This is a genomic window from Arthrobacter sp. KUASC02 (assembly GCF_059739395.1).
Window position 1 is genome coordinate 163280 of the sequence record NZ_AP046053.1, and the last position, 22214, is coordinate 185493.

At 66.6% G+C, this 22214-nt stretch carries 18 protein-coding genes; 11 read left to right on the plus strand and 7 right to left on the minus strand.

Translation table 11 applies throughout. From position 1 onward, the window contains the following. Positions 1 to 108 precede the first annotated feature (108 nt). The 3 genes from AC6JAC_RS00740 (at position 109) to AC6JAC_RS00750 (ending at position 3285) form a co-directional block, all read left to right on the plus strand. Positions 109 to 876, plus strand: a complete 768-nt coding sequence (locus AC6JAC_RS00740; RefSeq protein WP_028271446.1) for an IclR family transcriptional regulator — start codon at positions 109 to 111, stop codon at positions 874 to 876. Between the two features lie 151 nt (positions 877 to 1027). Beyond that, positions 1028 to 2215, plus strand: a complete 1188-nt coding sequence (locus AC6JAC_RS00745) for a 4-hydroxybenzoate 3-monooxygenase (RefSeq protein ID WP_028271447.1) — start codon at positions 1028 to 1030, stop codon at positions 2213 to 2215. A 44-nt stretch (positions 2216 to 2259) separates the two neighbouring features. After that, positions 2260 to 3285 (plus strand): FAD-dependent monooxygenase, encoded by a 1026-nt coding sequence (locus tag AC6JAC_RS00750; protein ID WP_028271448.1) that lies wholly within the window; start codon positions 2260 to 2262, stop codon positions 3283 to 3285. Between the two features lie 31 nt (positions 3286 to 3316). Here AC6JAC_RS00750 and AC6JAC_RS00755 read toward each other — a convergent pair whose 3' ends face one another. The 5 genes from AC6JAC_RS00755 to purB form a co-directional block, all read right to left on the minus strand. Next, positions 3317 to 3751, minus strand: coding sequence for an acyl-CoA thioesterase (locus tag AC6JAC_RS00755; protein WP_081818901.1), 435 nt, complete (start codon positions 3749 to 3751; stop codon positions 3317 to 3319). Positions 3752 to 3861: 110 nt separating this feature from the next. After that, entirely contained in the window at positions 3862 to 4365 is a 504-nt protein-coding gene (locus AC6JAC_RS00760; RefSeq protein WP_347897290.1) for a GNAT family N-acetyltransferase, read from the minus strand. Positions 4366 to 4482: 117 nt separating this feature from the next. Then, entirely contained in the window at positions 4483 to 9351 is a 4869-nt protein-coding gene (locus AC6JAC_RS00765) for an NAD-glutamate dehydrogenase (protein ID WP_497963047.1), read from the minus strand. Positions 9352 to 9472: 121 nt separating this feature from the next. Further along, positions 9473 to 10144 (minus strand): histidine phosphatase family protein, encoded by a 672-nt coding sequence (locus AC6JAC_RS00770; protein WP_028271451.1) that lies wholly within the window; start codon positions 10142 to 10144, stop codon positions 9473 to 9475. Next, positions 10141 to 11583, minus strand: coding sequence for an adenylosuccinate lyase (purB, locus tag AC6JAC_RS00775; protein ID WP_028271452.1), 1443 nt, complete (start codon positions 11581 to 11583; stop codon positions 10141 to 10143). The genes AC6JAC_RS00770 and purB overlap by 4 nt, the downstream gene beginning before the upstream one ends. Before the next feature lie 192 nt (positions 11584 to 11775). On the opposite strand from purB, the gene AC6JAC_RS00780 reads away from it, so the two are divergent. Together AC6JAC_RS00780 and AC6JAC_RS00785 are read left to right on the plus strand one after the other, a co-directional pair. Next, complete coding sequence (locus AC6JAC_RS00780) at positions 11776 to 12081, plus strand: hypothetical protein (RefSeq protein WP_051628922.1); 306 nt, start codon at positions 11776 to 11778, stop codon at positions 12079 to 12081. Next, the gene (locus AC6JAC_RS00785; protein ID WP_051628923.1) at positions 12081 to 13511 is read left to right on the plus strand and encodes an alpha/beta hydrolase family protein; all 1431 of its coding nucleotides are present in this window, start codon (positions 12081 to 12083) and stop codon (positions 13509 to 13511) included. Before AC6JAC_RS00780 ends, AC6JAC_RS00785 begins: the two co-directional genes overlap by 1 nt. Here the strand turns inward: AC6JAC_RS00785 and AC6JAC_RS00790 are convergent. Beyond that, complete coding sequence (locus AC6JAC_RS00790; RefSeq protein ID WP_028271454.1) at positions 13508 to 13933, minus strand: phage holin family protein; 426 nt, start codon at positions 13931 to 13933, stop codon at positions 13508 to 13510. The genes AC6JAC_RS00785 and AC6JAC_RS00790 overlap by 4 nt on opposite strands. A gap of 60 nt (positions 13934 to 13993) precedes the next feature. On the opposite strand from AC6JAC_RS00790, the gene AC6JAC_RS00795 reads away from it, so the two are divergent. The 5 genes from AC6JAC_RS00795 (at position 13994) to AC6JAC_RS00815 (ending at position 20015) form a co-directional block, all read left to right on the plus strand. Beyond that, positions 13994 to 15112: a histidinol-phosphate transaminase gene (locus AC6JAC_RS00795; protein ID WP_028271455.1), complete on the plus strand. Its 1119-nt coding sequence runs from the start codon at positions 13994 to 13996 to the stop codon at positions 15110 to 15112. A 149-nt stretch (positions 15113 to 15261) separates the two neighbouring features. Further along, entirely contained in the window at positions 15262 to 16509 is a 1248-nt protein-coding gene (gene pdhA / locus AC6JAC_RS00800) for a pyruvate dehydrogenase (acetyl-transferring) E1 component subunit alpha (RefSeq protein ID WP_028271456.1), read from the plus strand. Continuing rightward, positions 16506 to 17486 (plus strand): alpha-ketoacid dehydrogenase subunit beta, encoded by a 981-nt coding sequence (locus tag AC6JAC_RS00805; RefSeq protein WP_028271457.1) that lies wholly within the window; start codon positions 16506 to 16508, stop codon positions 17484 to 17486. The genes pdhA and AC6JAC_RS00805 overlap by 4 nt, the downstream gene beginning before the upstream one ends. Before the next feature lie 54 nt (positions 17487 to 17540). After that, the gene (locus AC6JAC_RS00810; RefSeq protein ID WP_028271458.1) at positions 17541 to 19073 is read left to right on the plus strand and encodes a dihydrolipoamide acetyltransferase family protein; all 1533 of its coding nucleotides are present in this window, start codon (positions 17541 to 17543) and stop codon (positions 19071 to 19073) included. Positions 19074 to 19115: 42 nt separating this feature from the next. Continuing rightward, positions 19116 to 20015, plus strand: a complete 900-nt coding sequence (locus AC6JAC_RS00815; protein ID WP_043438742.1) for a LysR substrate-binding domain-containing protein — start codon at positions 19116 to 19118, stop codon at positions 20013 to 20015. 39 nt (positions 20016 to 20054) lie between these two features. Here the strand turns inward: AC6JAC_RS00815 and AC6JAC_RS00820 are convergent, their stop codons facing one another. Next, positions 20055 to 20393 carry a hypothetical protein gene (locus AC6JAC_RS00820; RefSeq protein WP_028271459.1) on the minus strand — a complete coding sequence of 113 codons (339 nt, stop codon included), beginning with the start codon at positions 20391 to 20393 and terminating at the stop codon, positions 20055 to 20057. A 229-nt stretch (positions 20394 to 20622) separates the two neighbouring features. On the opposite strand from AC6JAC_RS00820, the gene AC6JAC_RS00825 reads away from it, so the two are divergent. Next, complete coding sequence (locus AC6JAC_RS00825) at positions 20623 to 22206, plus strand: AMP-binding protein (protein WP_028271460.1); 1584 nt, start codon at positions 20623 to 20625, stop codon at positions 22204 to 22206. Positions 22207 to 22214 lie beyond the last annotated feature (8 nt).

Below are 22214 nucleotides of genomic sequence, written 5' to 3' on the forward strand. Positions count from 1 at the left end.
TTGGTTTCTCCGTGGCTCCGGCCGGGACCGAACGTTCCCTCTCCTGAGATTTGTACCACTGGCCCCTGTTGTGTGGGACACTTCAAACCATTCAATGGAAGGAGAAATGTGGCCAACTCGGGCTCCGGGGACTCAGTGGTGGACCGCGTGGTCCGCGTCATCGCCGCCTTTCCGGAAGGCGTCAACGTCCTGCCGCTTTCCGAACTCGCGGCCCGGGCCGGGCTTCCGCTCACCACAGCCCACCGGCTGGTCCGGCAGCTGGCGGGACACGGGCTCTTGGATGTCGGATCCGGCGGCTCGGTGCAGCTCGGGCTGCGGCTGTGGGAGCTGGTGAACCGCAATTCGCCCACACTCGAACTGCGCCGGGCTGCCATGCCGTTCATGGAGGACATCCAGCAGGTACTCAACCAGAACGTGAACCTCGCCGTGCTGGACGGCTGGGAGGCCCTCTTCGTCGAGCGCTTGTCGCGGCGCGGCTCCGTGGCCAACCGGGCGCAGGTAGCCGGTCGGATGCCGGTGCATGTGTCCTCCGCCGGGCTGGTCCTGATGGCCAACCAGCCCCACGCGGTCCAGGCGGAATACCTGGCAGGCTTTACGGATCCTGCCGGCAGGCTGACGGTGGAAGAGCTCCGCATCCAGCTGGGGGAGGCCGCGCACCAGGGCTACGCCCAGCTCGCCGGCGTGGTGGATCCGGACACCTGGGGCATTGCCGTCCCGGTGATGAACCGCAAGAAGCGGACGGTGGCGGCCATCGGCGTCGTGGTTCCACTGCGCGAGATGCGCCTACAGGCGCTGGTGCCGGCGCTGCAGACAGCAGCCCGGGGAATCGGGCGACGCCTCGGTGAATCGCAAAGCCTGCCGGAGGGGCGGGACTAAGGTCCGGGACTAGGAGAGGCTCGCCGGGCGAATTCCATTCAACGGAATCCTTGTAACGCGGATCACTCCTGCGGGAGCACACTGTAGCCAGACGATCCAACAGGCCCCGGACACCTCCCCGCCGGGCCCCGCAACGAAGCGAGGAAACACCATGGCAGCCCGAAAAATCATCACCACCCAAGTGGCCATCCTGGGTGCCGGTCCGGCAGGACTGATGCTCTCCCACCTGCTCGCCAAGTCCGGCATCGAATCCACCGTCATCGAAATCCGCAGCCGGAAGGAAATCCAGGAGACGGTCCGCGCCGGCATCCTGGAACACGGCACCGTGAACATGCTGGTGGACAGCGGGGTCTCGGACCGGGTGCTGCGGGACGGCGACCGGCACGACGGGATCGAGCTGCGCTTCAACGGCGAAAGCCACCGGATCGACTTCAAGGACCTGGTGGGGGAGTCGGTGTGGCTGTACCCGCAGACCGACGTGTTCATGGACCTGGCCGCACGCCGTGAGGCCGACGGCGGCGACGTCCGCTACAGCGTCACCGACACCACCATCCACGACATCGAGGGGTCGCCGAAGGTCTGGTTCACGGACTCCGACGGCGTGGAATACGAGCTGCAGGCCGACTTCATCACCGGTGCGGACGGTTCCCGCAGCCACTGCCGCTTCCAGATCCCCGAGGCAGACCGCAAGTGGTACTTCCACGAATACCCCTTCGCCTGGTTCGGCATCCTGGCTGAGGCGCCCCGCAGCTCCGATGAGCTCATCTACGCCAACTCGGACAACGGCTTCGCCCTGATCAGCCAGCGGACCGAGACCGTCCAGCGCATGTACTTCCAGTGCGATCCCAACGAAGACGTGAACAACTGGAGCGAGGACCGCATCTGGGACGCCTTCCGCAGCCGGGTCAACGGCAACGGATTCGAGCTCAAGGAGGGCCCGGTCATCGACAAGATGGTGCTGAAGTTCCGCAGCTTCGTCCACGCCCCCATGCGCCACGGCAAACTGTTCCTGGCCGGCGATGCCGCCCACACCGTGCCGCCCACCGGTGCCAAGGGCCTGAACCTTGCCATCCACGACGTCAAGGTCCTGTTCGAAGGGCTGGAAAGCTTCTACAAGGGAGGTTCCACGGCACTGCTGGACGCCTACAGCGACCGCGCCCTGGAGCGCGTCTGGAAGGCCCAGCAGTTCTCCTACTGGATGACCTCCATGCTCCACACGCCGGTGGATGCCGATGACTTTTCCCGCGCACGCCAGTTGGGCGAACTCAACTCGGTGGTCTCTTCCCGCCATGGCAGGGCCTACCTGGCCGAGGCCTACACCGGCTGGCCGTCCGCCTGACACGTACGGCGTAGACCCTGACGCCTTCGCCGTAGACTCGGTGAATGGACGCCATCACCATCGTCGGCGGGGGCATTGCCGGGCTGGCACTAGCCGCGACGCTTGACCCGGACCGCTTCGACGTCACCGTGCACGAGCAGCGGAACGTCCTCCCGGCAGTGGAAACGTCCCTGGCTATGTGGCCCGAGGCCCAGCGGGCCCTCGAAGCCGTCGGGATCCTGCCGGAAATCCGGGCGGCAGGGTCCGCCTTTGAAGCCATGGCGCTGCGGAATGCCACCGGGAAAGCGTGGCTTCGGGCCGGGGCACCAGACGTCATCGGCATCTCACGGGCGGACCTGCTCCGGCAGCTGGACGCCGCCGTGCCGGATTCGGTAACCCGTGTGTTTGGGGCGGTGACCTCGCTGCCCGCTGGCGGCCTGCTGGTCGGGGCCGACGGCGTGCACAGCGTGGTCCGCGGGGCCTACTGGGGTCCGCGGTCCCGGGAACGGCTCAGCCCCTACCTCGCGCTGCGCGGCGTCATCAACGAACCTGTTCCTGCGGACAGCGGCGGCGAATACTGGGGCCGCGGCGAATTGTTCGGCATCGCGCCGGCTTCCCGGCAGCGGACCTACTGGTACGCCTCCTACCGGTCAGACCTCGGACCTGGCGGCATCGACGTCGAAGCGGCGCTGGACCTCACCCGCCGTCGGTTTTCCGGAAAAGCGGCCGGAATCGTCCGTGTCCTGGCGGGGGCAACACCGGAGGGGACCCTCGCCCAGCGCATTTGGACCGTGCCTGCCCTGCGCAGCTACGTGCGGGCGGGCTCCGTGCTGGTGGGAGATGCCGCCCACGGCATGACGCCCAATCTTGGGCGCGGAGCCTGCGAAGCCCTGGTTGACTCCGTCACGCTTGCGGACCTGCTCAATTCCCGGCCGCTCCCGGAGGCGCTCAAGGCGTACGACAAACGGCGCGTGTTGCGCAGCCAGGCCCTGCGGGTGGCATCGTCGGCAATGACCAGGCTCGTGCTCGCAGAATCCGCCCAGCCGATCAGGGACAGGATTCTCAGCGTGGCCGGGCGGCTCAGCCGCTAAGCCCGCTCGCCGTCGACACCCTGGCGCAGGGTCAGTCCTGCTCCAGGGTCTCCGTCAGGTGGTGCGTGGGGATGCGGTCGCGGTCGTAGGTGATCTCGGTGTACCCGTGCGGTTCGGGCTTGCCGTGCTGGTTGAGGTTCACGAACACGATTTCCTCGATGGTGAGGATGCTCTGCCGGGTGATCATGTTCCGCACCTCGGCGCGCATGGTCAGCGATGTCCGGCCGAACCGGGTGGCAGTCAGCCCCATCTCGATGAGGTCGCCCTGGACCGCCGAGCTGACGAAGTTGATTTCGGAAATGTACTTGGTGACGGCACGGCCGTTGCCGAGCTGCAGGATGGCGTAAATCGCCGCTTCCTCATCGATCCACTTCAGCAGGCTCCCGCCGAACAGCGTGCCGTTGGCGTTGAGGTCTTCAGGACGCACCCATTTGCGCGTGCGGAAAGTGATGTCTGCCGATTCCATAATGCGAGATTAGCCGACGGCGGGCCGCCTGCCGCAGTGTGACGGTCCGCCAGACGCGGTCCGCCACGTGCGGTCCGCCAGGGGACGACGGCGGCCGGCTCCTGCCGCCGTCAGGCCATGGCCGTGTGGGCGGCGCTGTGCGAATCGATCGTCTTCGCGTAGCAGTAGGAGTGTTCCACCCCGATGTACGGCCCGAAGTTGGGCACTTCGTCAAAGCCGCAGCTCTGGTAAAAGTTCCGGCCGTCCGTCTGGGCGGAGCCGGCTTCGGCGGTGATCGAGGTGACGCCCATGCCGTGGGCGTGAGCTTCCAGTGCGGCGAGGATGGAGCTTGCCACACCCGAACCGCGCGTGTAGGGCAGGACGTACAGCCGCTTGATCTCCGCCGTCGTGGAGTCCAGCATCCTCAAGCCGCCGCAGCCCACCGGCTGCCCGGAGCTCTTCTCGTAGGCCACCAGGAATACGGCGGTGTCCACTTCCGACGGCGGCGGGCCGGGTTCGTGGTCCTTCGTGCCGAAGCGGGCGTCCAGTTCCGCCTGCTGTGCCGCACGCAGGTCGGCGCCCACGGGGTTGGCCCAAGTGACCTGCCTGATGTTGAGACGGGGGTTGGTCTGCATCTCTGCCTCGATTCGCCGAAGGGTTATGCAAAATAAGCCTAAGAGGGGGCGGTTTCCGCGGTGTTTCCTGCGGGTAAGCGTCCGGAGAACTGTGGATTCACGGACGTCTGCCGCGACTCAGCGCCGGACCAGCGTCCTCAGCAGCTTGAGCGCCACGGAAATGGAAGCGATATCCACGTTGCCCGGCCGGGTTACCTCGGCGAAGGTGTCCTTGATCCGTCCCAGCTGCTCCTGGTGCCCGCGTTCCCAGGCCACGATGCGCTCGACGGAGTCGGAACCGCCGGCGTCGGGAACCTGCGTTGTCTCCATCACCGAAACTGTCATGTCCGCCACCGCCGAATACACGTCATCGCGCAGGGCCGCCCGTGCCAGTGCCTCCCATTTGCTCTGCCGCGGCAGGTCGGTGATCCTGAGGAGCAGGTTGGCGGCGCCGATCCGCTGGAACACCGCGTAGTAGACGTCGGCGATGGTTTCGATCGGTTCGTGCACCTGTTCGGAAACCAGGGAAATGTCCAGCAGCCCGAAACTTTCGAGCAGGTCCGAGGCGCGCAGGCCAAGCTCCCGGGGCATCCCCACGGCATCCCAGTGGGCGAGCCTGCCCTGCACCCTGTCCAGATCGGAGCCGCGGAGGTAGTCCACGGTTCGGGTGCGCAGGGCTTCCAGCGTGGGCAGGATCCGTCCCAGTGCCTCGGCGACAGGCTGGTCCCGGTGGTCGTGCGTGACGTACCACCGGGTGGCGCGGTCCAGGACCCTGCGCATGTGCAGCGTCGCTTCGGCGGCGTGTTCGCTGGGGTATCCGGCAGGGAGCGCGGCCAGCCGGTTGACGATCCACGGCAGGTCGTAGGCCTCACGTGCCACGACAAAGGCCTTGGCCACGGCTGCGGCCCGTGCCGTGGTTTCCTCGATGGCGCGGAACGCGAACGTGATGCCGCCGAGGTTGACCATGTCGTTGGCCACCACGGTGCACACGATCTGGCGGTGCAGCGGGTGCGTCTCCAGCTCCGCCTCGAACCGTTCGGACAGCTGGCGCGGAAAATAGCCTCTGAGGACGCGCCGGAACCACGGATCCTCGGCGAGGTCGCTGGCATTGAGCGCCGCCGCCAGTTCGATCTTGGCGTAGGCGGCCAGCACCGCCAGTTCCGGCGAGGTCAGGGTCTTCCCTGACCGCAGCCGCTCCTCGAGTTGCTCGTTGTTTGGCAGGCCCTCCAGCCGGCGGTCCAGGTCCGTGGCGTTCTCGAGCCAGTCCATGGTCCGTTCGAAGCCCGGGCTCCACTCGCGCACCAGGTGCCGGTCGTTGAAGAGCAGTACGTTCTGGTCGGTGTTGTTGGCGAGCACGAGGCGGGCCACTTCGTCGGTGAGGGAATGCAGGAAGGCTGCGCGTTCCGGTACTGCCATCTTTCCCGCAGCGATCATCCGGTCCACGAAGATCTTGATGTTCACTTCGTGGTCCGAGCAGTCCACCCCGGCCGAGTTGTCGATCGCGTCGGTGTTCAGCAGGACGCCGGAAAGCGCGGCCTCAATCCGCCCGAGCTGCGTGATTCCCAGGTTCCCGCCCTCGGCGATAACCCTCGCCCGCACCTCCTTGCCGTTGATCCTGATGGGGTCGTTGGCCTTGTCGCCTACCTCCGCGTTGCCCTCCGCAGAGGCTTTGACATAGGTTCCGATGCCGCCGTTGTACAGCAGGTCCACCGGTGCCCGGAGGATGGCCTGCAGGAGCGCATGGGGCGGCAGTGAACGGGTGCCCGGGGCAAGGCCGAGTGAGCTCCGGACCTCATCCGTGATGCTGATGGCCTTGACCCGGCGGGAATGTACCCCGCCGCCTTCGCTGATCAGCGCGGGATCGTAGTCCGCCCAGGAGGAGCGTGGCAGGGCAAAGAGCCGCCGCCGTTCCTCGAGCGATGCCTCGGCATCGGGGTCCGGATCGAGGAAGATGTGCCGGTGGTCGAAGGCGGCCACCAGGCGGATGTGGCGGGAGAGGAGCATGCCGTTGCCAAAGACGTCGCCGCTCATATCGCCGATGCCGACGACGGTGAAGTCCTCCGCCTGGCAGTCCACGCCCAGCTCGCGGAAGTGGTGTTTCACCGATTCCCAGGCCCCGCGGGCCGTGATCCCCATCTGCTTGTGGTCGTAGCCCACGGAGCCGCCGGAGGCGAAGGCATCGCCCAACCAGAAGCCGTATTCCCCGGCCACGGCGTTCGCGGCGTCGGAAAAGGATGCTGTTCCCTTGTCCGCCGCCACCACAAGGTAGTAATCGTCGACGTCGTGACGCACCACCCGCTCGGGCGGCACCACTGTTTCGCCGTGCGCCGTTGCGACCAGATTGTCGGTGAGGTCCAGCAGCCCGCGGACGAAGATCCGGTAGCATTCCAGGCCCTCGGTCAGCCAGGCTTCGCGGTCCACGGACGGGTCCGGCAGCTGTTTGGGGTAGAAACCGCCTTTGGCGCCGGTGGGCACGATCACTGAGTTCTTCACGTTCTGGGCCTTGACCAGGCCCAGGACCTCGGTGCGGAAGTCCTCGCTTCGGTCCGACCAGCGCAGCCCGCCGCGGGCCAGTGGCCCGAAGCGCAGGTGGACGCCTTCAACCCGGGGCGAATACACCCAGATTTCGTACTTGGGGCGGGGAAACGGTGCGTTCGCGATGGCGGCGGGGTTCAGCTTGAAGCTCAGATGGGGTTTCCCTTGGAAGTAGTTGGTCCGCAGCGTGGATTCCACCAGGTTCATGAAGGTGCGCAACAGCCGGTCGGCGTCCAGGACGGGAATGTCCTCGATCGCCGCCAGCAGGTCTTTCCGGACGGCGTCGGCATCACGGAACCGGCCAGGCACGTCCAGGTCCGGATCAAACTTTGCCTGAAACAGGGCCAGGAGCCCGTGGGTTGCCCGGACGTTGGCCAGCAGGGTGTCGGCCATGAAGCCGTATGAGTTGGTGGTGCCCAGTTGCTGGAGGTACTTGGCATAGCTGCGAAGAATGGCCGCCTGACGCCATTCGATGCCTTCGCGGAGGACGAGGCCGTCAAACCGGTCCGATTCCGAGTCGCCGCGCATCGCCGCCCCAAAAGCGTCCGCCAGCAGCCCGCTGGTCCCGGCCGGATCCACGCCGGCGGGGTAACGGACGCCAAGGTCATAGAGGAACAACGGCCGGCTGCTCCCGCGCATCACGTCGAATGGCCGCTGGTTCAGCACCTCCAGGCCGAGGTTGTGGAAGAACGGCAGGATGCGCGTCAGGCTGTGGGCAGTGGTCAGGTAAAGCCGGATCCGCGCGTCTTCGGCCAGCGTCGGGGACGCTCCGGTCCGGACGTAAACGGCCAGCTGAGGGTCGTCCAGCGGTCGTCCGCCGGCGCCGTCGAGATCGAACTGCTCAAACCGGCGGATGTCCTCCACGGCATCCTCGACCTCGAAATCCGCCCGGTAGCTGGCCGGGAACGCAGCCGACCACAGCGCAGACAGCCGGCTTGCCTCTGCTGACGGCAACCTGTCACGGAGCGTTTCATCCAGCCCCTCGGCCCAGGTCCGCGTTGCGTTGACCACGCTTCGCTCCAGTACGCCCGGATCGACGTCGGGCATGCCGCTGGCAGGCAGCAATATCCGGAAGAAAACCCGCGCCATGGGGGATTCGCTTAAACGGACTTCGAATTCGAGGGATGAGGAGCCGAAAGCGTGCTTGAGTTCCTGTTCGATGCGGAGCCTGACTGCGGTGCTGTACCTGTGCCGGGGGAGGAACACCAAGGCTGACACAAAGCGGCCGTAGGTGTCGGGCCGCAGGAACACCCGCGTCTGGTGATGCGCCTGCAGGAGCAGGATCTCGCGGGAGAGCCTGGCCAGTTCGTCCACGTCCAGGTGGAACAGTTCATCCAGCGGGAACGACTCGAGGACCGCCAGCAGCTGCCGGCCCGGATGGGAAGCTTCGGTGAAACCGAACCGTTCCTGGACAGCAAGGACCTTGTCCCGGATCATCGGGATGCGACGCACCGAGCGGCCCGTGGCGCCGGGGGCGAACAAGCCCACAAACCGCACTTCGCCCGTGGCCGTCCCCGCGGTGTCGAAGGTCCGTAGGAGGATTTCGTCCAGGTAGGCCGGGCGGGGAACGGAGGACCTCAGGTCGGAGGTGGCGATCGTCAGAACCTGCGAATGGGGGAGCCCGGTGACCGGCTGGAGGGCTTCCGGCCGTCCGTCCCTGAGCAGGCCCAGCCCCGTGCCGGGTGCCAGCCTTACGCTGTCCGGGCCGCCCGCCGTCGGGTATTCATACTCGCTGTATCCCAAGAACATGAAGTTGCCGCGGTCCAGCCAGGTCAGGAGTTCCCCGAGCTGCTCAGGGGTCGGCATCATGCCGGCGGGCAGCCGGTCCAGGGAAGTGACGGCCCGCGCCAGACTGGTGTGGATCGCCGGCGTGTCATCGGCGACCAATTGAACGTCAGCCAGGACACGCCGCACGTTGCCGATGAGCTCCGCGATGGCCCGCGGCCCCGCCAGGCGCCCTATCTCCGCCGCCACCCAGGTCTCGGCCGACCACACCCGCCGGTCCCGTGCGGTGTGCGCTGCCGCGGTGTGCACTGCCGTGGTGTGCCCTGCCGCGGTGCCGGCGATGTTACCCGCCGCTCCGGTCGGCGGCGGCCCGTGACGCACTTCCGCCAACCGGTCCGTCTGCGGATCCCGCCGCACCAGGAAATTGGGGTGCACCAGCAACCGGATGGATTCGTCCTGGCGGGTCAGCTCCGCGGTGAGCGAATGCAGCAGATGCGGTATGGCGTCGGCAACCACGAGCAGGACACTCGCGTCGCTTTCATTCAGGATGTCGACGGCCGCCGTCCCCGCGGGACGGGTGTCTGCCAGCTTGGCATGGCGCCGGGCCCGCTGTTCCAGGTTCTCGGAACTGTAACCCTGGAGATCCTCCGGCGCTACGTGCTCGTAGTAGGCCGCGAGGAACTTTTCGTCGACGCCGAGCAGACCGCCGGCGGGGGCGTGCTCGGGGTGTACCGCCTTGCGTGACATGCCACTGCGCCTCCACTGCGCGGGAGCAACCGCACGCCGCGGCCGACCATCCTGTCCCCACGCCTGCTTTCATCATGAACGCGTTCGGGGGAGCAGTCCAGTGCCTGCGGGCAGGAGGCGCTTAGGCAGGTCCGCCGGTGGGGTCCTCGGCAGTGGGGTCGGCCAGAGCCAGGCCGCCCACCGGGCTGTCGTCCCAGTGGATGAGCTCCCAGCCGGTGTCGGGGTCCCCTTCCAGCGCCACGATGCCCGTGTTGTCCAGGACGTGCCTGACAGCAAAGTCCGGTTCGATGTTGGCGGCCCGCAGGCCGGCCCAGACCCGGATGGCTGCGCCGTGGCTGACCACGGCCACGGACGAGGAATCCCCGAGGCCATTCGCCCGTTGCGCGACCTGAGCGATCGCGGCGTCATAGCGGTCGAAGAAGTCCCGGCCGCTGGGGCCGGCCGGCATCCGGCGGTCCAGGTCGCCGTCGGCCCAGGAGAATATGGTCCCCAGGTACCGCTTGTGCGATTCGTGGTCCGTCTGTTTTTCCAGCGACCCGGCCTCGATCTCGTGGATGCCCTCGATCACTTCGGCCTCCAGGCCCTGGAGACGCGCCAGGGGAGCAGCCGTGATCTGCGTCCGGATCAGGGTGGAGGCATAGAGGGCCTGGATCGGCTCATTCACCAGGGCACGCGACAGCGCCTCGGCCTGGCGCTCGCCCAGCTCAGTGAGGCCAGGCCCAGGGTGTGCGGTGTCCAGCTGGCCCAGCACGTTCCCGGGGGTCTGGCCGTGGCGGATCAGCAGAAGCCTCATTTGAGGTGGTTCACCAGCTCGGTGGCGATGCCGGTGTACTTGCCGGGCGTCAGGGCAAGCAGCCGCGCTTCGGCGTCGGGGGAGAGGCCCAGGCCCTGCACGAATTCCTGCATCCGGGCGGCATCCACGCGCTGTCCGCGGGTGAGGTCCTTGAGCCGTTCGTAAGGGTTTTCCATCCCTTCGACACCGGCAATCGCTTCGGCGCGCATTACCATCTGGATCGCCTCACCCAGCACTTCCCAGTTGGTGTCGAGGTCGGCGGCCAGGACGTCCTCAGCCACGTCCAGGCGCTCCAAGCCCTTGACCACGTTGGAGATGGCCAGCAGGGAGTGCCCGAACGCCACGCCGATGTTGCGCTGGCTGGAGGAATCGGTGAGGTCGCGCTGCCAGCGCGAGGTGACCAGAGTGGAGCCGAGGACATCCAGCAGTCCGGAGGAGATTTCCAGGTTGGCTTCGGCGTTCTCGAAACGGATCGGGTTGACCTTGTGCGGCATGGTGGAGGAACCCGTGGCGCCTGCCACCGGAATCTGCGCGAAGTAGCCGATCGAGATGTAGCTCCAGATGTCCGTGCACACGTTGTGCAGGATTCGGTTGAACCGCGCGACGTCGGCGTACAGCTCCGCCTGCCAGTCGTGGCTTTCGATCTGCGTGGTCAGCGGGTTCCAGGTCAGGCCCAGGCCCTCGACGAACGACTTCGCAACCTGCTGCCAGTCTGCGCCCGGCACCGAGGCCACGTGTGCCGCGTAAGTGCCGGTGGCGCCGTTGATCTTGCCCAGGTATTCCGTCTTCGCGATACGGTCCAGCTGGCGGGTCAGGCGGTGCGCGATGACGGCCAGCTCCTTGCCCAGCGTGGTGGGCGTGGCCGGCTGGCCGTGCGTGCGGGAGAGCATGGGCACGCTGCGGTTGTCGTCAGCCATTTTGCTGATCTGGGCCACCAGGGCCCTGGCGGCCGGCAGCCACACGTCCTCCACAGCGCCCTTGACACCCAGGGCGTAGGAGAGGTTGTTGATGTCTTCGGACGTGCAGCCGAAGTGCACCATGGCGGTCAGCCGCTCAATGCCGATGGCCGGGAGCCTGCGGCCGATGTAGTACTCCACAGCCTTGACGTCGTGCACCGTCACGGCCTCGATTTCGGCCAGCTCGGTGACCGAGGCGGAGTCGAATTCGGTCACGATCGCGCGGAGCTGGTCCTGCTGTTCAGCCGTCAGCGGACCGGCGCCCGGCAGCACGTTGTTGCCGGTCAGGTGGATGAGCCATTCAACTTCCACGGCCACGCGGTCGCGGTTCAGGGCCGCCTCGGACAGGTAGTCCACCAGGGGCGCTACGGCGGACTGGTACCGGCCGTCCAGCGGGCCGAGGGCAATCTTGTCCTGCGACGCGGCGAGGGCCAGGCGTCCGGAAGGCGTACGGGTGTCAGCTGTGGCGGCAGTTTCAGGCATGTGCTGATTGTTTCACGAAGTCGCGCCGCCCCTTAAGCGCGGAGTCCGTGTGACTTCTCCTCCCCAGCGCCGAGGTTGCCGGGGCGCCCGCCGTTTTCCACATAGTCGACGCCGGCGGTACCAGGCCTGCAGGCCGCTCCGTAGCGTCGTCATCACCGACCATGCAGAACAAACAACGTCAGGGGAGCTGAAATGAGCGGCAGCATCACCGCAGCAGATGCCAACGCGTGCGGATCGCGGAGCTTCGAAGTGCAGCAGCTGGCCTGGCGGGTCGCCCGCTTCGCCCATGGCCTCGATACATCGATGCTCAGGTTCCGCCATGTGCAGCTTGCTGAGTGGCAGTCCCCGGCAGGGCAGGCATACCGCACCGCCATCTCGCTGCAGGCGGCTGCGCTGGACCGGGCACGGGAGCGGCTGATGGCGGCTTACGAAGCCGTGCTTCGCCACTCACAGCAGGTCCCGCTCTCATCCCAGCGGACGCCCGGGGGCGGGTACTGATGGCAGAGGCCACACCCTCCGGCAGCGGCGGGCCGCTGGGACCGCTGGAGCCGGCCACGGACGGGAGCATGCGGATCCGCGGTGGTGTGGGCGGAATCCGCTTCCAGCTGGAGGAACTCATGGCCGGTGTGTCCGAGCTGGAAGGCATGGCTGACGAACTCGCCGCCGTGGAGATAGGTATCCGCCGGATCTGGGAAGAGCTGTGTCCCTACCAGTACGATCCACGGCCCAGCGGCACGGCGGCACTCATCGCGGTGGGTGAAGGCGGTCAATCGGTGCGCGCCGTCAGGGAAGAGCTCCAGCGCCTCAGCGACCAGGTCCGCGCAAGCCACCGCGACTACGAAAGGGCGGAGTCGCTGGCCGCCGCCGGGATCCGCCTGCCGGAGGACGGCTGGGGCTTCCTGCCTTTGTTGTTCGTGGATCTGACCCAGGCCAACTACCCCAGCCGTGACGCGGCCGAGGCCGTCGCGCTGCAGGCATCGATCATGCTGCTGGGCACGATTGCACCGAAAGAGGACCTCGCCAGGGCACTGGCCGCAGAGGTGGCTGCCGGGCGGCACATTTCAGCCTCGGGCGCCTTCGTTCGCAGGCTGGCGGAGAACTACCTTCCGCGGCTGAAGCCCCGGCCCGTCACCGCGGTAGAGGAACTGACACGCGACGTTGACGTCGACACCTCCCCGGCCGGGTTGCTCGCCCGGCTCCGGAAGCTGGATGCGGACGGGCACGGAACGATAGAGGTGGTTCAGGTCGATAACGGCGGGCACAAAGCATTCATTGTCATCATCCCCGGCACGCAGCCCACGGATCCGCCCGGAGGAGTGAACCCGCTGGATGAGGCAGGAATCGTAGAGGCACTGGGATACGGCTCGGAGCAGCTCAATGCCGCCGTCACCTCGGCGTTGCACCAGGCAGGGGCCTCCAAGGGCGACCAGGTGGTGGCTGTCGGTTACAGCCAGGGCGGGGTGCATGCCATGAACCTCAGCAGCGACAAGGCGTTCCTGGCCGAATTCGACCTGAAGTATGTCCTCACGGCCGGATCGCCGGTGGGCGGAATTACCCCCGAAGCCGGAATCACGTCCCTTCATGTCGAACACCGCCAGGACTGGGTCCCCGGCAGCGACGGAATTCCGAACGCGGACACCCGGGACAGGGTCACCGTCACGCTGACGGACCGGGTGGTCACCCCGGCGGGCAAAGACCCAGGTCTCGGGCCCGGCCACAACCTTGAAAACTACGAGGCTGGGGCAAGGGCGGTGTCCGCGAGCGAAGACCCCTCCCTGATCGCCAACACGGCGGTCCTGGCCGGAGTCCTCGGAGTCGGCGGCGCAGGGACAGCAACCCGTTTCGCCGTGAACCGGGAGCCCCGGGTTACGCCTGCCCGCCAGCCGGACCGGCCGCTATTGGGCGCTGCCAGGTGGGTTGCGCGCTAACGGCGGACGCCCGTGATCCTGCCCGCCACGAGGGAGACCAGCGTGATGATGATGGCCGCCAGAACAGCCGTCCAGAAGAAGGAGTCGATGGTGAAGTGGACGGGGGTGTAACTGCTCAGCCAGGAGGTCAGGTACAGCATGGCGGCGTTGATGACGATAGTGAACAGCCCCAGCGTCAGGATCGTGATCGGCAGGGACAGTAGGCTGACGATCGGCCGCACCAACGCATTCACCAAACCGAAGATCAGGCCGATGAACAGGTAGGCAAGAATAATGCCCAGCGGGTCGGTTCCCTGTGTGACGCCGCCCTGGGCAACGGCTTCTGTCGTTGCGGTGGTGGAGATGTCCAGGCCGGGCAGTATCCAGCTGGCAATCCAGAGGGCAAGGCCATTGATGAGAACCCGCACGATGAAAGAAAACATGGGCCCATGCTTTCACACGGCGGAGGAAAGCGGCAGGACCGGAGAAGTAGGCTAGTTGGCATGACTTCACCAGAGAACCCTGCCGGGGGAATCAGGCCCCGTCCGGTCGTGGACAGGCTTCCCCGTTATGCCGCCGGCAAGCCTCCCGCCGCCGTCGAGGGCCTAGCCAGCTACAAGCTGTCCTCCAACGAGAACCCGCTTCCGCCCATCCCTGCAGTGTTGCAGGCCATCGCGGACCAGACCGACTTCAACCGCTACCCGGATCCCCTCAGCACGAAACTCCGGGGGGCCCTCTCGGAGTTCCTGCAGGTTCCTGCCGAAGACATCGTCACGGGCGCGGGCAGCCTGGGAGCGCTGAACCAGCTTCTGGTGACCTTTGCCGGGCAGAACGATGACGGCAAAGCCGATGAAGTCATCTACGCCTGGCGGTCTTTTGAGGCCTACCCCATCTGTGTCGGCCTCGCCGGCGCTGAAAGTGTAAGGATTCCCCTGACGCCCGACGGCCGCCACGACCTCGATGCCATGGCAGCCGCGGTGACCGCGCGAACCAAGGTCATCCTGCTGTGCACTCCCAACAATCCCACCGGTCCCATCCTCGAAACCGACGAAACCGAGCGGTTTATCCGCTCTGTCCCTGCCGACGTCGTCATCGTCATTGACGAGGCATACCAGGAGTTCGTGCGGGCCGAGCACGCTGTGGACGGTATCGAGATGTACCGCAAGCACCCGAATGTGGTGGTCCTGCGGACCTTCTCCAAGGCCCACGGGCTGGCCGGCCTCCGCGTGGGGTACAGCGTCTCCCACCCGGACCTCACCCAGCACCTCCGGGTGGCCGCCACGCCGTTCGCCGTATCGCAGATCGCCGAGCGGGCGGCTATGACCTCGCTGCAGAACTTCAGCCAGGTTGTAGAAAGGGTACAAAGCCTCGTGGACGAGCGCGACCGCGTCACGGCCGGGCTGCGCGAACTCGGCTGGTTTGTGCCGGACGCGCAGGGCAACTTCGTGTGGCTCAATCTGGGCGAGAACAGCGCGGAGTTCGCAGCACTGGCGGGTGAAAGTGCCCTGTCCGTGAGGGCGTTCGGCAACGAGGGCGTCCGGGTAAGCATCGGGGAAGAGGAAGCGAACAGCCGTTTCCTCAAGCTCTGTGCGAACTATACAAAGGCGCCACGGCGTTCCTAGCGCTTAACATAACGCCCCGCGTCCGCCTACTGCGGATAAAGTAAGGGACAGTAAGCCAAAATATATGCCGGATCAGGAATGTATTCCCGATCCGGCATATATCCCAGCGAGATTGCGACGCTCTTGTGAGCGGCAAGCAAGGAGACGGTATGGGCGCCACACATCTGCCCGCTACCGAGTTCGACGGAACCGGGGTAGACGACCAGCTCGAGGCGGAAGCCGAGGCCGTGCTGGGTGAACCTCCCACCCAGATGGTCCAGCTCCTGGGCCCGGACGGCACCCTGGGTGAAGACCCGGTCTTCTCCGCCTATGCCAACCGCCTGGACGCTGAAAAGCTGCGGGGTTTCTACGCCGACATGGCGGCCATCCGGCGCTTCGACCAGGAGGCGACCGCGCTCCAGCGGCAGGGCCAGCTTGCCCTGTGGGTGCCCCTGACGGGCCAGGAGGCCGCCCAGATCGGTTCGGGCCGGGCCAGCCAGCCGCAGGACTACATTTTCCCGACCTACCGTGAGCACGGGGTGGCCCTGACCCGCAACGTCGACCTGGCTGAGCTGCTGCGCCAGTTCCGCGGCGTGTCCAACGGGGGCTGGAACCCCAAGGACACCAACTTCCACCTGTACACCCTGGTCCTTGCGGCGCAGACTCCGCATGCAGTCGGCTACGCCATGGGGATCCAGCGTGACCAGAAGCTCGCGGCCGCCAACGCCACGCCGGGCCAGCCGCAGGAGCCCAAGGCGGCCGTCATGGTCTACTTCGGCGACGGCGCGAGCTCAGAAGGCGACGTGCACGAGTCCATGGTGTTCGCTTCGTCGTACAACGCGCCCGTGGTGTTTTTCTGCCAGAACAACCATTGGGCCATCTCGGTCCCCAGCACCGTGCAGACCCGTGTCCCGCTCGCGGACCGCGCCAAGGGCTACGGTTTCCCGGGCATCCGGGTGGACGGCAACGACGTCATCGCAGTCCATGCCGTCACAGAGTGGGCACTGGAGCGCGCCCGCGAAGGAAAGAGCCCCGTGCTGATCGAGGCGTTTACCTACCGGGTCGGCGCCCACACCACCGCCGACGATCCCACGAAATACCGCGGCTCCGATGAGGAAGCGCAGTGGAGGGCGAAAGACCCCCTCGAGCGGCTCGAGAAGTACCTCCGCGCCGAAAACCTGGCGGACGATGACTTCTTCGCCAAGGTCAAGGCTGACGGCGATGAGCTCGCCGCCTACGTGCGCAAGACGACCCACGACCTCGAAACCCCGGACATCCGCACGGCGTTCGCCAACACCTACGCCGAAGCGCACCCGCTGGTGGCCGAGGAGCTGGCCTGGTTCGAGGAATACAGTGCAGGATTCGCCGACGAATCGGAAACAGTCGAGGCAGATACAGACGGGGCAGCCAACCGATGACCACCATGACCATCGCCAAGGCCATCAATGAGGGCCTGCGCGCGACGCTGAACAACAACCCCCGCACCCTGCTCATGGGCGAGGACATCGGTCCGCTCGGCGGCGTTTACCGCGTCACCGACGGTCTGATCGGAGAATTCGGCGCCGACCGCGTCGTGGACACCCCGCTGGCCGAGTCCGGCATCATCGGCACCGCGATCGGACTTGCCCTCAGCGGCTACCTCCCCGTGTGCGAGATCCAGTTTGACGGCTTCGTGTTTCCCGGCTTCAACCAGATCACCACCCAGCTGGCCAAGATGCACGCGCGCAGCAACGGAAACCTCACGGTGCCGGTCGTCATCCGTATTCCGTACGGCGGCGGCATCGGCTCGATCGAACACCACTCGGAGTCCCCTGAAGCGCTGTTCGCCCACACGGCCGGCCTGCGCATCATCACCCCGTCCAACCCGCACGATGCCTACTGGATGATCCAGCAGGCCGTCGACTGCCAGGACCCGGTGATCGTATTCGAACCGAAGCGGCGCTACTGGCTCAAGGGCGAGGTCGACACCGAGTCACCCGGTGCCTCGGCGGACCCGTTCAAGGCCCACGTCCTGCGCGAAGGCACCGACGCCACCGTAGTGGCCTACGGTCCGCTGGTTCCGGTGGCCCTCGCCGCGGCAACCGCCGCCGCCGAGGACGGCCACAGCGTGGAAGTCATCGACCTGCGGTCCATCTCGCCGATCGACTTCGACACCGTCACCGAATCCGTGAAGAAGACCGGCCGGCTGGTCGTGGCCCACGAGGCACCGACGTTCGGCGGCATCGGCGGCGAAATCGCGGCCCGGGTCAGCGAGCGGGCGTTCTTGTCCCTCGAAGCCCCCGTGATCCGTGTTGGCGGATTCCACATGCCCTACCCCGTGGCGAAGGTGGAAGAAGACTACCTGCCGGACATCGACCGTATCCTCGAGGCGCTGGACCGCGCCTTCGCCTACTGACGACTGCCTGCTGACAGCCTCCCCACTGACGATGCCTTTCAAACCGAGGACCCCATGACTGTAAACAAGTTCAACCTCCCCGACGTGGGCGAAGGGCTCACCGAGGCCGAGATCGTTTCGTGGAACGTCAAGCCCGGAGACAGCGTCGCCATCAACGACATTCTGTGCGAGATCGAGACGGCCAAGTCCCTCGTGGAACTGCCGTCGCCGTTTGCGGGCACCGTCACCGAACTGCTCGTGCCCGTGGGAGTGACAGTCGACGTCGGAACTCCGATCATCAGCGTGAGTGACGCCGTGTCCGGCGACCCCACGCCCGCGGATGCGCCGGTTCCGGCCGCAGCTGCCCCGGCCGCGCCGATGTATGGAACCCTGCCTGCGGAAGACACTGCGGCGCCGGCAGCCCGTGCCGTGCCCGTCACCGGTGGTGCGGCCAGCCCGCTGGTTGGCTCGGGCCCCAAGGCCGACGCCGTCAAGCGCCGCCCGCGCAAGGCATCGCCGTCCGCGGTGGCCCCTGTGGCATCAGCCGCAGCGCCGTCCCCGGTGGTCGAGCCTGTCCCAATGACCGAGCCGGTCGAGTCCCAGGGCATCTGGATCAACGCCGGGGCGCCGTCGGCCCCCGATGCTGCCGCAGCCCCCGAAGAAGGCGCGGTGCGCCCCACCCTCGGCGGCACCATCAGCGGCCTGGTGAACAAGGTCCTGGCCAAACCTCCGGTGCGAAAGATCGCCCGCGACCTCGGGATTGACCTCGCGGACGTCGTGGCCACTGGTGCACGGGGCGAAGTCACCCGCGAGGACCTGGTGAGCTACCAGGCCCAGCGCGACGCCGAAGTGGACAAGGCGGACACCTTCTGGGGCAAGTCGGGCCGGCCGCAGGACCAGCGCATCGAGCGGATTCCCGTCAAGGGCGTCCGCAAGGCCACTGCCAAGGCGATGGTGGAGTCGGCGTTCGCCGCACCGCACGTCAGCATCTTCGTGGACGTGGATGCCAGCCGCACCATGGAGTTCGTCAAGCGGCTCAAGGCATCCCGCGACTTCGAAGGCATCAAGGTCTCCCCGCTGCTGATCCTCGCCAAAGCGGTGATCTGGGCAGCCGCCCGCAATCCCAGCGTCAACGCCACCTGGGTGGACAGCGCCGACGGCAGCGATGCCGCCGAGATCCACGTCAAGCACTTCATGAACCTGGGAATCGCAGCGGCAACCCCGCGGGGCCTGATGGTGCCGAACATCAAGAACGCCCAGGACCTTTCGCTCAAGGAACTGGCCCTGGCGCTCAATGACCTGGCCACCACAGCCCGGGCGGGAAAAACCCAGCCTGCCCAGATGCAGGGCGGCACCCTGACTGTCACCAACATAGGCGCGCTGGGCATCGACACCGGCACTCCGATCATCAACCCCGGCGAAGTGGCCATCGTGGCCTTCGGCACCATCAAGCAGAAGCCCTGGGTCCTGGACGGGGAAGTCATTCCGCGCTGGATCACCACCCTTGGCGGTTCCTTCGACCACCGCGTAGTGGACGGCGATCTCTCGGCGCGCTTCATGGCCGACGTCGCCGCGATCCTTGAGGAGCCAGCCCTCCTGCTGGATTAGTACTGCTTGATCAGTACCAGGACTTCCAGTCGAGAGGCACCGATGGAGACGCGACACCTCAAGTACTTCATTGCCGTGGCCGAGGAGCGCCATTTCGGTCGGGCGGCAGTCCGGCTGCACATGGCCCAGCCCCCGCTGTCGCAGCAGATCCGCCAGCTCGAGGACCAGCTGGGAACGCAGCTGCTGGTCAGGACCACCCGCAAGGTGGACCTGACCCCTGCCGGGCAGCTGCTCCTGGACCGGGGCAGGCAGCTGCTGCACGAACTTGAGGCGCTGGAATCGGATGTGCAGCAGGTGGGGGCCGGTGCCACGGGCGTGCTCCGGGTGGGATTCACCGGCACAGCTACCTACCGGCTAATGCCGGCAGTGGTCCAGGCCGCGCGCCGGGCCCTTCCAGGCCTGCGGATTACGGTCCAGGGCGAAATGCTGACCCCGCAAATGGAGGCTGCCCTCGAGGAGGGCCGGCTCGACGTCGCCGTCCTTCGGCCGCCGGTGGGTTCGGGCGAGATCGCCTTGAAGCTGCTGGAACAGGATCAGCTGGTGGCTGCGCTTCCTGCGGATTCGCTCCTGGCCGGGAAGGGGCCGCTGGACCTTGCGGATCTGTCCTCGCATGATTTCATTGGCTACCCCGGGTCCTCGGCCGTGAGCAGCATTGTCATCGATGCTTGCCGCAAGGCCGGCTTCCAGCCGCGGCTCGTCCAGGAAGCCCGGGAAACGTCCACGCTGTTGTCGCTGGTGGCTGCCGGGATGGGCATAGCGCTCGTGCCCATGACCGCCCGGATGTTTTCCTTCCAGGGCGTGGTGTTTCGTCCGCTCCGCGGACTGTATCCGGTTGACCTTGCCGTTGCGTGGAACCTGGGCAATGAAACACCGCTCCTGAACAGTTTCCTGGCACTGTTTGATTCGTTGCCAACGTTTCCGGCCGTCGACGAGCCGGAGTAGGGCGGGCAGCCGGGCAGCGGGGCCCGCGGCGGAGTTCGCCTAGTAGGCGGGGTAGTTCGAGAGCATCTGGGCCAGGGCCGGATCGGAAGTCATTCCGCTCAGGGCGACAGCCGCTGTGATCATCAGACCGGAAAAGACAGTGACGCACGCGGTGACGACGGCGAAGAACTTCCAGTCATCACGCATGACGCTGCGGATGGTCTCCGGCAGGTTCAGGCCGGGCGTGATGAGGTTGGGTGCGGAGTCGGTGGAGCCGTCGTCGAGGAAAGCAATCACCCGGTCGTTGGCGCGGTCCACACGCATCATGCTGATGTGGTTCCCGTGGCGGGCAAGAAGGATGTCGTGGCCTACGAGCTGGCGGCGCTGAAGAGTCAGCATAATGTTCCCCTGAAGTCGGTGGTACTCGGATGTCCGCACCATCGAGCACCTTCTAATTTTATCGCTGTAAACCGCGTGATTCCGCCGGAAAACGGGTGAGGCTGCCCACCAGGGGGAGTGACGCCGGTCAAGCGCGTGAGGTTCCGTCCTTGACACGCCGCACTAGAGTTGCACCAGTTGCCGCCCTCACCGGCCCCCGGCTGCTGGAGCAAATCAAAGGAGATGTTGCGTGTTTTCGAGCCCCTTCCCGGACGTGGTCATTCCGGACCAAAGCATTTATGAGTACCTCTTCGGCGGCATCACGGAAGCGGACCTGGACCGGACCGCCGTCGTGGACGGCGCGAACGGCGCGGAAACCACCTACCGGCAGCTGCTGGAGCAGATCGATGCAGTGGCGGGGGCCGTGTCCGCGCGCGGACTGGGCCCGCACGGGGTCGCGGCCATCCTCTGCCCGAACGTCCCGGCCTTCGCGGCCGTATTCCACGGCCTGCTCCGCGCCGGTGCCACCGTCACCACCGTCAACTCCCTCTATACCGCCGACGAACTGGCGCTTCAGCTGGAGGATGCCGGCGCCAGCTGGCTGTTCACGGTGTCAGCGCTGCTCCCGGGGGCCGAGGAAGCCGCTGAACGCGCCGGAATTCCGGCGGACCGGCTGGTGGTGCTCGACGGCGCCGCAGGTCACCCGTCGCTGAAGGACCTGCTCACCGCCGGGGCGCCGGTTCCGGCCGTTTCCTTCGACCCGGCAACCCACGTGGCGGTCCTGCCGTATTCCTCCGGAACCACCGGACGGCCCAAGGGCGTCAAGCTCAGCCACCGCAACCTTGTGGCCAACGTGGAACAGTCCCGGGGGCTGCTGAACGTGAAGGACCAGGACAGGCTCCTTGCCTTGCTGCCGTTTTTCCACATCTACGGCCTGACTGTCCTGCTGAACCTTGCCCTGCGGGAGCGGGCCTGCCTGGTCACGATGCCCCGCTTCGAACTCGCCGAGTTCCTGCGGATCATCCAGGACCACAAATGCACCTACCTGTTCATCGCCCCTCCCGTGGCCGTGGCATTGTCCAAGCACCCGCTTGTTGCCGACTACGATCTGGGCTCCGTCCACACGACGCTCTCGGGCGCCGCACCGCTGGACGGTGAACTCGGCGCTGCCCTCGCCGAACGGCTCCGGTGCCGCGTGCTGCAGGGCTACGGGATGACCGAGATGAGCCCGGTGTCGCACCTGATCCCGGTGGGCGCACCCGACGTTCCCGTGAGCTCGGTGGGGTTCACCGTGCCCAACATGGAATGCCGGCTGGTGGACCCCGCCAGCGGTGAGGACATCGGCGTCCCCGCGGCGGGCACCAGTGCCCCGGGCCATCTGCTGTGCCGGGGTCCGAACGTCATGCTGGGCTACCTCAACCGCCCGGAGGAAACAGCAGACACCCTGGACGCGGACGGGTTCCTGCATACCGGCGACATCGCCACGGTCCGGGCCGACGGCGTGGTGACCATCGTGGACCGGCTCAAGGAACTCATCAAATACAAGGGCTACCAGATCGCCCCGGCGGAACTTGAAGCCCTGCTGCTGACGCACCCCGGCATCGCGGATGCCGCCGTGATCGGGACGCCCGATGCCGACGGCCAGGAAGTCCCGATGGCTTTCGTTGTGCGCCAGCCGGGCGGGCAGGCAGGGACGCTCGACGAAGCCGGCGTGATGGACTTCGTCGCCGGCAGGGTGGCGCCCTTCAAGAAAATCCGCCGGGTGGAGTTCATCGAGGCGGTCCCCAAGTCCGCGTCCGGGAAGATCCTGCGCAGGCTGCTTAAGACGCCCTAGCCGGAGGT

Coding starts and splice junctions, on each gene's coding strand:
- AC6JAC_RS00745 (WP_028271447.1), top strand. CDS start 1,028: ATGGCAGCCCGAAAAATCATCACCACCCAAGTGGCCATCCTGGGTGCC.
- AC6JAC_RS00820 (WP_028271459.1), bottom strand. CDS start 20,393: ATGCTGACTCTTCAGCGCCGCCAGCTCGTAGGCCACGACATCCTTCTT.
- AC6JAC_RS00795 (WP_028271455.1), top strand. CDS start 13,994: ATGACTTCACCAGAGAACCCTGCCGGGGGAATCAGGCCCCGTCCGGTC.
- AC6JAC_RS00765 (WP_497963047.1), bottom strand. CDS start 9,351: ATGTCACGCAAGGCGGTACACCCCGAGCACGCCCCCGCCGGCGGTCTG.
- AC6JAC_RS00760 (WP_347897290.1), bottom strand. CDS start 4,365: ATGCAGACCAACCCCCGTCTCAACATCAGGCAGGTCACTTGGGCCAAC.
- AC6JAC_RS00780 (WP_051628922.1), top strand. CDS start 11,776: ATGAGCGGCAGCATCACCGCAGCAGATGCCAACGCGTGCGGATCGCGG.
- AC6JAC_RS00810 (WP_028271458.1), top strand. CDS start 17,541: ATGACTGTAAACAAGTTCAACCTCCCCGACGTGGGCGAAGGGCTCACC.
- AC6JAC_RS00790 (WP_028271454.1), bottom strand. CDS start 13,933: ATGTTTTCTTTCATCGTGCGGGTTCTCATCAATGGCCTTGCCCTCTGG.
- pdhA (WP_028271456.1), top strand. CDS start 15,262: ATGGGCGCCACACATCTGCCCGCTACCGAGTTCGACGGAACCGGGGTA.
- AC6JAC_RS00785 (WP_051628923.1), top strand. CDS start 12,081: ATGGCAGAGGCCACACCCTCCGGCAGCGGCGGGCCGCTGGGACCGCTG.
- AC6JAC_RS00750 (WP_028271448.1), top strand. CDS start 2,260: ATGGACGCCATCACCATCGTCGGCGGGGGCATTGCCGGGCTGGCACTA.
- AC6JAC_RS00815 (WP_043438742.1), top strand. CDS start 19,116: ATGGAGACGCGACACCTCAAGTACTTCATTGCCGTGGCCGAGGAGCGC.
- purB (WP_028271452.1), bottom strand. CDS start 11,583: ATGCCTGAAACTGCCGCCACAGCTGACACCCGTACGCCTTCCGGACGC.
- AC6JAC_RS00755 (WP_081818901.1), bottom strand. CDS start 3,751: ATGGAATCGGCAGACATCACTTTCCGCACGCGCAAATGGGTGCGTCCT.
- AC6JAC_RS00805 (WP_028271457.1), top strand. CDS start 16,506: ATGACCACCATGACCATCGCCAAGGCCATCAATGAGGGCCTGCGCGCG.
- AC6JAC_RS00770 (WP_028271451.1), bottom strand. CDS start 10,144: ATGAGGCTTCTGCTGATCCGCCACGGCCAGACCCCCGGGAACGTGCTG.